The sequence below is a fragment of the Zoogloea oleivorans genome (genome assembly GCF_008107625.1).
Taxonomy (GTDB): Bacteria; Pseudomonadota; Gammaproteobacteria; order Burkholderiales; family Rhodocyclaceae; genus Zoogloea; species Zoogloea oleivorans.
On sequence record NZ_SDKK01000035.1, the window covers coordinates 30437 to 40274 of the forward strand.

Annotated in this window: 9 protein-coding genes; 5 read left to right on the forward strand and 4 right to left on the reverse strand. The window is 66.6% G+C overall.

What is annotated here, in order from left to right; translation table 11 throughout:
• Window positions 1-100: 100 nt before the first annotated feature.
• The 5 genes from baeS to ETQ85_RS23355 all read left to right on the forward strand — a co-directional run bounded on the left by baeS (window position 101) and on the right by ETQ85_RS23355 (window position 4915).
• Window positions 101-1495, forward strand: a complete 1395-nt coding sequence (baeS, locus tag ETQ85_RS23335; RefSeq protein WP_148581449.1) for a sensor histidine kinase efflux regulator BaeS — start codon at window positions 101-103, stop codon at window positions 1493-1495.
• Window positions 1496-1504: 9 nt separating this feature from the next.
• Complete coding sequence (locus ETQ85_RS23340; protein WP_148581450.1) at window positions 1505-2185, forward strand: response regulator; 681 nt, start codon at window positions 1505-1507, stop codon at window positions 2183-2185.
• 326 nt (window positions 2186-2511) lie between these two features.
• Window positions 2512-3498: an SMP-30/gluconolactonase/LRE family protein gene (locus ETQ85_RS23345; RefSeq protein ID WP_222862274.1), complete on the forward strand. Its 987-nt coding sequence runs from the start codon at window positions 2512-2514 to the stop codon at window positions 3496-3498.
• A gap of 38 nt (window positions 3499-3536) precedes the next feature.
• Window positions 3537-4427 (forward strand): dienelactone hydrolase family protein, encoded by an 891-nt coding sequence (locus ETQ85_RS23350; protein WP_148581452.1) that lies wholly within the window; start codon window positions 3537-3539, stop codon window positions 4425-4427.
• Window positions 4428-4447: 20 nt separating this feature from the next.
• Window positions 4448-4915 (forward strand): c-type cytochrome, encoded by a 468-nt coding sequence (locus ETQ85_RS23355; RefSeq protein ID WP_148581453.1) that lies wholly within the window; start codon window positions 4448-4450, stop codon window positions 4913-4915.
• A gap of 293 nt (window positions 4916-5208) precedes the next feature.
• Here ETQ85_RS23355 and ETQ85_RS23360 read toward each other — a convergent pair whose 3' ends face one another.
• The 4 genes from ETQ85_RS23360 to ETQ85_RS23375 form a co-directional block, all read right to left on the reverse strand.
• On the reverse strand, window positions 5209-5673 hold the full coding sequence (locus ETQ85_RS23360) for a rhodanese-like domain-containing protein (protein ID WP_148581454.1): 465 nt from the start codon (window positions 5671-5673) through the stop codon (window positions 5209-5211).
• Between the two features lie 263 nt (window positions 5674-5936).
• Window positions 5937-8018, reverse strand: coding sequence for a carboxy terminal-processing peptidase (locus ETQ85_RS23365; RefSeq protein WP_148581455.1), 2082 nt, complete (start codon window positions 8016-8018; stop codon window positions 5937-5939).
• 39 nt (window positions 8019-8057) lie between these two features.
• Entirely contained in the window at window positions 8058-8771 is a 714-nt protein-coding gene (locus ETQ85_RS23370; RefSeq protein WP_148581456.1) for a cytochrome b/b6 domain-containing protein, read from the reverse strand.
• 191 nt (window positions 8772-8962) lie between these two features.
• The coding region (locus ETQ85_RS23375) for an efflux transporter outer membrane subunit (protein WP_148581457.1) at window positions 8963-9838 on the reverse strand (876 nt) is incomplete at its 5' end.

The following is a 9838-nucleotide window of genomic DNA, read 5'->3' on the forward strand; positions in this document are numbered from 1 at the left end:
ATGGGAGACATTGTGGAGATCGCCCCGCCCCCGTTGCTCTTGCTCCCGTTGCAGAGGCTTAATGGCGTCCCCGGCCCGTGCCGTTCCTCCGCCCCGCGCCATGAAAATCAGGATTACGTCCAAAGTCTTCCTCGCCGTCCTGCTGGTGGCCCTTGCGGTGCTGCTGGCGATGGGGGTGGCCGGGCGCTGGAGCTTTACCCGCGGTTTCGTCGGTTACATGGACGAACTGGCGCTGCAGCGGGTCGAGGATCTCGTTCCCCGTTTCACGCAGACCTATGCCCGCGAAGGCAACTGGGATTTTCTGCGCAACAATCGGCGCGCCTGGTTCCACCTCACGCGTCCCCACGTCGGCAACGAGAACGGCGGCCCGCCGAATATCGAACAGGAGACGCCGCCCGAATCCGACCTGACTGGCGCCGTCTTCCGCCTCAGCCTGATCGATGCCGAGCAGCGCTTCGTGATGGGCAACCCGCGCATGGCCACCGATGACGCTGCGGTGAAACGGGCCATTGTGGTGGCCGACAAGACCGTCGGCTGGCTGGTGATGGGGCCTTTTCAAAGCGTCAGCGACACCGGCGCCCAGCGCTTCTACGACGAACAGCTCCACGCCACGCTGCTGGTCGGCGGCATTGCCGGCCTGTTTGCGGTGTTCGTGTCCCTGCGCATTGCGCGCACGCTGGTGGCCCCGATCAAGCAGATCGCGGCCGCCACCCATCGCCTGGCGGCCGGTGATTACGCAGGGCGCGTCGAGCCCGGCTCGGGCGATGAAGTCGGCCAGCTGGCGCGTGATTTCAACAGCCTGGCCCGCACCCTGGAAGCCAACGAACGCATGCGCCGCGACTTCATGGCCGACGTGTCCCACGAGCTGCGCACCCCGCTGAGCGTGCTGCGCGGCGAGATCGAAGCCATGGAGGACGGCGTGCGCCGCCTCGACGCCGACGCGCTGCAATCCCTCAAGGGCGAGGTGATGACCCTCACCCGGCTGGTCAATGATCTCAACGAACTGGCTCTCGCCGACCTGGGCGCGCTGGTCTATCGCAAGACTCCGGTGGCCGTCGGTGACGTGCTGGAAAGCACCGTTGGCGCCTTTCGCGAGCGCCTCGCCGGCGCCGGCCTTGGCCTGACGCTGGAACTGGCGCCGGGCCTGCTGATGTCTGCCGATGAAAGCCGCCTGCGCCAGCTCTTCCGCAACCTTGTCGAGAACACCCTGCGCTACACCGACTCCGGTGGCTCCCTGAAGGTCGTCACCCGGCGCGACGGCGACGACGTGTGCGTCGACTTCATGGATTCCGCCCCGGGCGTGCCCGACACCTTGCTGCCCAAGCTCTTCGAGCGCTTCTTCCGCGGCGAGGCGTCGCGCAACCGGGCTACCGGTGGCTCCGGCCTCGGCCTTGCCATCTGCCGCAGCATCGTCGAAGCCCACGACGGCACCATCAGCGCGCGGGCCTCGCCCCTCGGTGGCGTGTGGGTCGCCTTGCGTTTCCCCGCCCTGTAAGCTTGTTTCATGGACAGTACACCCGCCTACATACTCATCGTCGAAGACGAACCCAAGCTCGCTGCGCTGCTGGGCGACTACCTGAAAGCCGCCGGCCACGAGACCGCGTGGATTGCCAACGGGCTCGATGTGATCCCCGCGATCCGGGCCCGTGAGCCGGATCTCGTTCTGCTCGACCTCATGCTGCCCGGCCGCGACGGGCTCGACATCTGCCGTGAGCTGCGCAGCTTCAGCGAGCTGCCGGTGATCATGATGACCGCCCGCGTCGAAGAGATCGACCGCCTGCTCGGCCTGGAACTGGGCGCCGACGACTACATCTGCAAGCCCTACAGCCCCCGCGAAGTGGTTGCCCGCTGCAAGGCGGTGCTGCGCCGCAACCGTCGCAGCCCGCCGCCCGAACGTCACGCCCTCCACATCGACGAAAACAGCTGGCGCGCCACCTACCACGGCATCGAACTCGACCTTACGCCGGTCGAGTTCCGCCTGCTGCGCACCCTTTCGGCCGCGCCTGGCCGCGTGTTCTCCCGCGAAAGTCTGCTCGACGGCCTCTACGACGATCACCGCGTCGTGACCGACCGCACCGTCGACAGCCATATCAAGAACCTGCGCCGCAAGCTCGAACAGATTGCCCCGGAAGCGCCGCTCATTCGCTCGATCTATGGGGTTGGCTACAAGTTTGAACTGAGTTGAAGCGGCGGCGAGGGCTGCCGAACGGCCTGTTGCCCGGTTTTCAACAGCGCAGTTGGAAAAACAGCAGTCGCGCAGGGCGGCTGCGGGCTGGGCAACAGCCGGAGTGTGTCTGGCGACGGGATTCACCCGGTTGCCAACAGGGGAATCGCTTCTCGTCGAAGAAGGATTTGTCCCGATAAATCAATTGAATGGCGGCCTCGCCGGTGCTCCCGCCGGAAAAAGCCCGCCTTCACCAGCCCGACTGGCACGCCGAATGCATTGAAGGGGCAGGGGATTACCTAGTCCGATCCCGCCTCCTGCTCCCTTTCGCACTCATCCGGATGACCATGAAACTCAAAGCCTCCGTCACAGCCCTGGCCGCCATCGGCGCGGCCTTCATTACCGTGGCCGCCGCCCACGCCCAGGAAGCCGTCACGCCCGCCATTGCCGGCGTGGTCAATGCCGGCACGAAAATCGAACTGATCAAGGACGGCTTCAAGGGCACCGAAGGCCCCATCGCCGCGCCGGATGGCAGCGTGCTGTTCACCGAGAACCAGAACGACACCATCATCCGCATCGCCCCGGACGGCAGCACCTCGGTGTACCGGTCGGGTGCCAACGGCAGCAACGCGCTGGCCTTCGCGCCCAATGGCGACCTGGTGACGGTGCAGACCCTCGACGCCAGGGTCGGCGTGATCCAGCCCCAGGGCAACGTGCGCACCCTTGCCGCCAAGGTGGATGGCGGCCTCGGTTTTGGTCGGCCGAACGACCTGGTCGTCGACAAGAAGGGCAACGTGTACTTCACCGATTCCGGTGCCAACGCCAATGCCAATCCCAAGCCCGACCTGAGCAAGATCGCCAAGCCGGCGGTGTATCGCATCTCGCCGGAGTTCGCCATTGAGCGCCTGGCCAACGACATCACGCGCCCCAACGGCATCCAGCTGAGCCCCGACGAGAAGGTGCTCTACGTGGCCAACACCGCCGGCGAACACGTGCTCGCCTACGACATTGCCGCCAACGGCAAGCTCGGCGCCAAGCGCGAGTTCGCGAAGCTGGAAGGCTTCCGCCAGACCGACAATGGCACAAGCAGCGGCCCCACCAGCGGCGCCGACGGCCTGGCCGTGGATGCCGAAGGGCGCCTCTACGTGGCCTCCAACGCCGGTATCCAGGTGTTCACCCCCAAGGGTGAGGCCCTCGGCGTCATCGCGCTGCCCAAGCGGCCGCAGAACCTGGCTTTTGCCGGCCCCGACAAAAAGACGCTGTACGTGGTGGGTAGCGGTTCGGCCTGGCGCTTTCCGGTGCTGACCGCCGGTTACGCCGGCCGCGCCAAGTAAGCCCAAAGTAAGCCGTATCCCTATTCGGAGAGTCGACCATGACCCGCAAGACCGCTGCCGATTTCGAACCCGAAGTGCTGCAACTCTTCGACAAGTACGTGCATGGCGTGATTCCGCGCCGGGAGTTTCTGAAGAACGCCGCCAAGTACGCCGTGGCCGGCCTCACCGCCGAGGGCCTGCTCAATGCCCTTAGCCCCAAGTTTGCCGAAGCCCAGGAAGTGCAGGGTAACGATCCGCGCATCAAGGCCCGCTACGTGGAATACCCGTCGCCCAGTGGCTACGGCACCTTGCGCGGCTACCTGGTGCAGCCGGCCAGGGCCAGCGGCAAGCTGCCCACCGTGCTGGTGGTGCATGAAAACCGTGGCCTCAACCCGCACATCGAGGACATCACCCGCCGCCTGGCGCTGGACGGCTTCATCGCCTTTGCGCCGGACGCGCTGTTTCCCCTCGGCGGCTACCCCGGTGACGAGGACAAGGCCCGCGAGCTGTTCCCCAAGCTCGACCAGAACAAGACCCGCGAGGATTTCGTGGCCGCCGCGGCCATCCTCAAGAAACTGCCCGAAGGCAACGGCAAGGTCGGCGTGACCGGTTTCTGCTACGGGGGCGGCATCTCCAACTTTCTTGCCACGCGTCTCCCCGACCTGGCCGCCGCGGTGCCGTTTTACGGTAACCAGCCGGCCGCCGAGGACGTGGCGAAGATCAAGGCCCCGCTGTTGATCCACTACGCCGAGAACGACGAGCGCATCAACGCCGGCTGGCCCAAGTACGAAGCCGCCCTGAAAGCCGCTGGCGTGAAGCACGAGGCTTACATCTATCCCGGCACCCAGCACGGCTTCAACAACAACACCACGCCCCGCTTCGATGCCGGCGCCGCACAGCTCGCCTGGCAACGCACCGTGGCCTTCTTCAACACCCACCTGAAAACCTGAAAACTCATCAAGGAAAACCCATGAAGAAACTCGTCAAACCCCTGCTTGCCGTCCTCCTGTTCACTGCCGCCTCGGCCAGCATGGCCCAGCAGGCCCCGAAGCCCGAGCAGGTCATCAAGTGGCGCCAGTCGGTGTACCAGGTGCTGGCCTGGAACAATGGCCGCATCAAGAACAACGTGGAAGGCACCTACAACAAGGACGAAGTGATCCGCGCTGCCAACGCCATTGCCGCGCTGGCCAACTCCGGCCTGGGCGCCCTTTACCCGGCCGGCACCGAAACCGGCAAGGGCTGGCGTGAAACCACGGTAAAGCCCGAGCTGTTCACCGAAACCGCCAAGGCCGGTGAAGCGGCGAAGAAGTTCATCACCGAATCCAACGAACTGGCCAAGGTCGCCGCCACCGGCGACGCCGCTGCCGTGAAGGTGCAATTCGGCAAGCTCGGCCAGACGTGCAAGGGCTGCCACGACGACTTCCGCAAGAAGGACTGAGCAGCCTCCGTGGGGGAGGGCCGGGCCGGATTGGCCTCCCCCGCACCCGACCGCGCCTGGTTTCTCCCCGACTTTGACGAATCGCCGGTCGTCATCGCCTCAAAAAGAGTCGGCGCTGACTAAAAATGAGGCGACGCCGGTGAGCATTTCATCGTCGTCACCTCATTTTTAGTCCGTGTCGCCTGAAAATCAGTCAAACGAGACGGCCCGCTCCCCGCTGTCGCCCGAAAATGAGGCGATCGCGGGGAGCGGGCCGTCGACGTCGATGAATGTTCAGCCGGCGTGCTGTGGCCTTACTTGGCGGCTTGCGGCGTGCGCGGGGGCGGCGGGGTGATGCGGGCGACCTTGCCCCCCTGGTCTTCATAGTCCAGCGAGCCGGCGGCCCCGGCGATCTTGAAGCCCTTGGCGGTCAGCTTGTCGCCCACGTCGCCGGCCCGGTGGGCGCGGTTGGAGACGGTGATGATGGTGCGGTCCTTGGGGATGTAGTCGGCGTACTTTTCCACGTCAGAGGTCTGGATGTTCAGGAACACCGGGAAGCTGCCCCTGGAGATGAGTTCGTCCGGCCGGCGCACGTCGAGCACCAGCACCTGGCCGGGCTTGGCGAGCAGGGCATCGATTTCGGCACGGTTGAGCTGCTTGGTCTTGTAGGTCCAGGGCGGGGCGACGTAAGCGCCCTGGGCGGCCGGCGCGGCCTGCTGGGCCATGGCGAAGGAGGTGCCGAGGGCGAGGAGGGTGGCGAGCAGGATTCTGGATTTCATCAATGTGCACCTGATTGGTTGGGAGTGTGCACACAGCAAGTCCGGGGCCAGCCCTTGATGCACTGCCGGTGCGCTGCCCCGGCTCCGCTGCCGTGAGGCCGCAAGTGCTTTTGAAACAAGGCTGTGCCGGTGGCGGGTGGCCGGTTCGGGCTTGTTATCGGGGGCCTGGGGGGCGGGCCATCCGCGCTACGGGCTGCTGCTTGCTGAACAGCCGGGCAACGGAATTTCGCAGAATTCAACAGTTGGCGCGCGGCCACCCGGCCTTAATTGCCCACGGCCAGGCGCTTGCTGCCGGCCAGCAGGCTCACCTCGTCGCCGACGATGCGGGCGGTTTCTTCGAGCAGCACGTCCTTGCGGGCCTTGAAGGCTTTTTCGGCAGCGAGTTCGGCGCTCAGGCTGCGTTCGCTGGATTGCAGGCCGTCGTCGCCGGGGCCGGCCGTGCCGTCGGCCTCGGCCCGGGTGCGCAGGCGGGCTTCGCGGCTGTCCTTTTCGCGTTTGCGTTCGGCTTCCTGCAGGGACAGGTTGCGCTTTTCCTTCAGTTTGATGAGCTCGGCGACATCTTCCCGCAGGTTGGCGAAGGCCTTGTCCTGGTTGGCCCGGGTGGCATGGCGGCTGGTCAGCTCGGGCAGGATGGCGCGGATCTCGTTGGCCGGGCGGTAGGTGGCGGGGTCGATCTGGCGCCACGGCAGGGCGTTGTCGAAGCGGGTCTCGCCGAACTCGTCGCCTTCGAAGGCCGACGGGAAGCGGATGTCGGGGGTGACACCCTTGAGCTGGGTGGTGCCGCCGTTCACCCGGAAGAACTGGGCAACGGTGACTTTCAGTTCGCCGAGCTTGGGGGTGTCGCTGCGTGCCACCTGGTCGAGGTTGATGAGCGACTGCACGGTGCCCTTGCCGAAGCTGGGTTCGCCGACGATCAGCGCGCGGCCATGGTCCTGCAGGGCGGCGGCGAGGATTTCGGAGGCAGAGGCCGAGCCCCGGTTGATCATCACCGCCATCGGTCCGTCCCAGGCGGCGCCGGCCTTGCTGTCACTTTCGACATTGATCTTGCCGTCGGCGCGGCGTTGCTGGACCACCGGGCCGGTGTCGATGAAGAGGCCGGTGAGGTCTACCGCTTCGCGCAGGGAGCCGCCGCCGTTGTTGCGCAGGTCGAGGATGAGGCCGTCCACCTTGTCCTGCTTGAGTTCGTCGATGAGGCGGGCCACGTCGCGGCTGGCGCTGCGGTAGTCCTTGTCGCCACGGCGACGGCCTTCGAAGTCTTCGTAGAAGGTGGGCAGGGTGATGACGCCGATGCGGCGGCCGTCGCCGGCTGGCAGCACCGATTTTTTGGCGGCCTGTTCTTCCATCCGGATCTTGTCGCGGATGAGGGTGATGAGGGTGTGGCGGCCGTCGGGGCCGGCATCGGCGGGCAGGATGTCGAGGACCACCGGGGTGTCCTTGGTGCCGCGGATCAGCTTGACCACTTCCTCCACCCGGGTGCCCACCACGTCGGTCAGCGGTGCGCCGTCGCCCTGGCCAACCGCGACGATGCGGTCGCCCACGGCCAGCTTGCCGGAGCGGATGGCCGGGCCGCCGGGGCTGAGTTCGCGGATGGTGATGTACTCGTCGCGTTCCTGCAGCACGGCGCCGATGCCTACCAGCGACAGGCGCATGGCGATGTCGAAGGACTCGGCGGAGCCACGGCCCAGGTAGCTGGTGTGGGGTTCAATGGCGCCGGCGTAGGCGTTCATGAAGGTCTGGAAGACGTCGTCGCTCTTGCTCTTCTGGCTGTTGGCCAGGAGCCTGGTGTAACGCTTGTCGAGGGTTTCGCGGATGGCCGCGGCGTCCTTGCCGGCCAGGCGCAGGCGCAGCCAGTCGTTCTTGACCCGCTTGCGCCACAGGTCGCGGGCTTCGGCGTCATCCTTCAGCCAGGCGGCCTTGCTGCGGTCGAGCGGATAGTGCTCGTTCTGGCTGAAGTCGAAATTCTGGGCGAGCAGGCTGCGGGCGTAGCCCAGGCGTTCGGCGGTGCGCTCCTCGTAGCGCAGGAAGAGGGCAAAGGGGATCGACAGGCGGCCCTGCAGGATGGCGTCGTCGAGCTGCTTGCGGGTGTCGGCGAAGGCGTCGATGTCCGCCTGGGTGAGGAACAGGTGTTCCGGATCGAGGGCCTTCAGGTAACGCTCGAAAATTTGTTCCGAGAGGGCGTCGTCGAGGGGCTTGACGGTGTAGTGGTAACGGCTCAGGAACATGGCGCTCAGGTAGGCGGCCTGAGCCTGCTCGGGGGTCGGGCTGAGGCGCGGGGTGATGTCCCCGGCGGTGGCTGGCACACAGAATGTGAGGGCCAGCAGGGCCCCGATCAGGCGTTTCTTCATGGTGGTGTGTTCCTGGGGGCAATGGACGATCAGCTTAGCCTACCAGGCCGGCGCCGCGGCGGCGGGCTGGGCGGGCGCTGCCGGTGTGGCGGGCAGCAGGCCACCGGTGGCGGCATAGGTGGCGCCAGCGGCAATCAGCACGGCGATGATGAAGGCGGGGAAGCCGCCACCGCGGGGTGCTGGCGTGGATGAGGCACGGGCAGCCTGCGGCGTGACTTCCCTCCAGCCGGTGATCATCGGCTTGACGAGGTTTTCCTTTTTGACATGGAGGTAGAAGACGATGGCGCCCACGTGCAGCACGACCAGGGCCAGCAGGCCGTTTTGCAGCCAGGCGTGCAGGCTGTGGAAGCGGTCGGACTGGTCCTTGCCGACCAGATCGGCGAGGGGGCCCTGATAGGCGATGTCATCGTTGGTGAACAGGCCGGTGGTGGCCTGGGCGGCGACCAGGGCCAGCAGGCCGAGCACCGACAGGGCGCCGATGGGGTTGTGGCCGATGCCGCGCCACTCGCCGCGCAGGTAGGCCCGGATGGCGCCGGGGCCGCGTACGAAGCTGGCGAAGCGCGCCGTCGGGCTGCCGATCAGGCCCCACACGATGCGAAAGACGACCAAGCCGACGATCAAAAAGCCGGCGCGGCCATGCCAGTCGATGAGGTTGCCGCCGATCTGGCCGGACACGTAGGCAAAGACGATGCTGATGACCAGCGACCAGTGGAAGAGGCGGATGGGTAAGTCCCAGACGCGTTGGCGATTCATGTTTGGCTCCTTGAAAGGGGTTTTGTAGGTCGGACTTCAGTCCGACAGCACAGGTTCAGTCTGTCGAGTCTCAGCCTGCGGAGTCGGACTGAAGTCCGACCCACGGGGGGGCTTCGCCGGGTCGCAAGTTTCGGTGTCCTGCTTGCGCCGAGTCGGACTGAAGTCCGACCCATGGGGGGAGTGGTTGGGCATCACAATAGCCCGCCGCCGACGGCCTTGAACAGGGCGACGCTGCCGTTGAGGCGGCGGACCATGATGTCGAGGCGGGCCCGTTCGGCGTTGAGGGCAACAGTCTGGGCGCTGGTGACATTGAGGTAGCTGACGGTGCCGGCCAGGTACTGGTTGTTCACCAGTTCCAGCGATTCGGTGGCGGCGGCGAGGGCTTCGGCCTGGGCCCGGGCTTCGGCTTCGAGGATGTGCAGCACGGCCAGGTTGTCCTCGACTTCCTGGAAGGCGGTGAGGACGGTCTGGCGATAGCTGGCCACGCTTTCGTCCCACACGGCAACGGCTTGGGCCTTGCGGGCGCTGCGGGCGCCGGCGTCGAAAAGGGTCAGGGCCAGGTTGGGGCCGAGGGACCAGAACTGGTTGGGCAGCGACAGGACCCGCGCCAGCGCGCTGCTCTGGGTGCCGCCGGTCGCGCCGAGGGTGAGGGTCGGGAAGTAGGCGGCCTGGGCCGCGCCGATCTGGGCGTTGGCGGCGCTGACGCGGCGTTCGGCAGCGGCGATGTCGGGGCGCCGTTCAAGGAGCGCCGAAGGCAGCAGGCCGGGCACCGGCGGCAGGGCCGGCAACTGGCTGGCGGGGGCCAGGGCGAGGTCGGTGGGGGCCCGGCCGGTGAGCACGGCAATGGCGTGTTCGAGCTGGCGGCGCTGGATGTCCAGGTCGATCAACTGGGCCTGGGCGGTTTTCAGCTGGGCCTGGGCCTGGGTGACGTCGGCGCGGGCAGCGACGCCGGCATCGAAGCGGTTGCGGGTGATCTGTGCCGAGCGCGTGTAGGCGGCGACGGTGCGTTCGAGCAGGGCGTGCTGGGCGTCGTTGATGCGCAGTTGCAGGTAGGCCTGGGTGACGGC

Excerpts from the sequence above, each read along its gene's own strand:
- ETQ85_RS23350 (WP_148581452.1), top strand. The coding sequence starts at position 3,537 with ATGACCCGCAAGACCGCTGCCGATTTCGAACCCGAAGTGCTGCAACTC.
- ETQ85_RS23360 (WP_148581454.1), bottom strand. The coding sequence starts at position 5,673 with ATGAAATCCAGAATCCTGCTCGCCACCCTCCTCGCCCTCGGCACCTCC.
- baeS (WP_148581449.1), top strand. The coding sequence starts at position 101 with ATGAAAATCAGGATTACGTCCAAAGTCTTCCTCGCCGTCCTGCTGGTG.
- ETQ85_RS23355 (WP_148581453.1), top strand. The coding sequence starts at position 4,448 with ATGAAGAAACTCGTCAAACCCCTGCTTGCCGTCCTCCTGTTCACTGCC.
- ETQ85_RS23370 (WP_148581456.1), bottom strand. The coding sequence starts at position 8,771 with ATGAATCGCCAACGCGTCTGGGACTTACCCATCCGCCTCTTCCACTGG.
- ETQ85_RS23340 (WP_148581450.1), top strand. The coding sequence starts at position 1,505 with ATGGACAGTACACCCGCCTACATACTCATCGTCGAAGACGAACCCAAG.
- ETQ85_RS23345 (WP_222862274.1), top strand. The coding sequence starts at position 2,512 with ATGAAACTCAAAGCCTCCGTCACAGCCCTGGCCGCCATCGGCGCGGCC.
- ETQ85_RS23365 (WP_148581455.1), bottom strand. The coding sequence starts at position 8,018 with ATGAAGAAACGCCTGATCGGGGCCCTGCTGGCCCTCACATTCTGTGTG.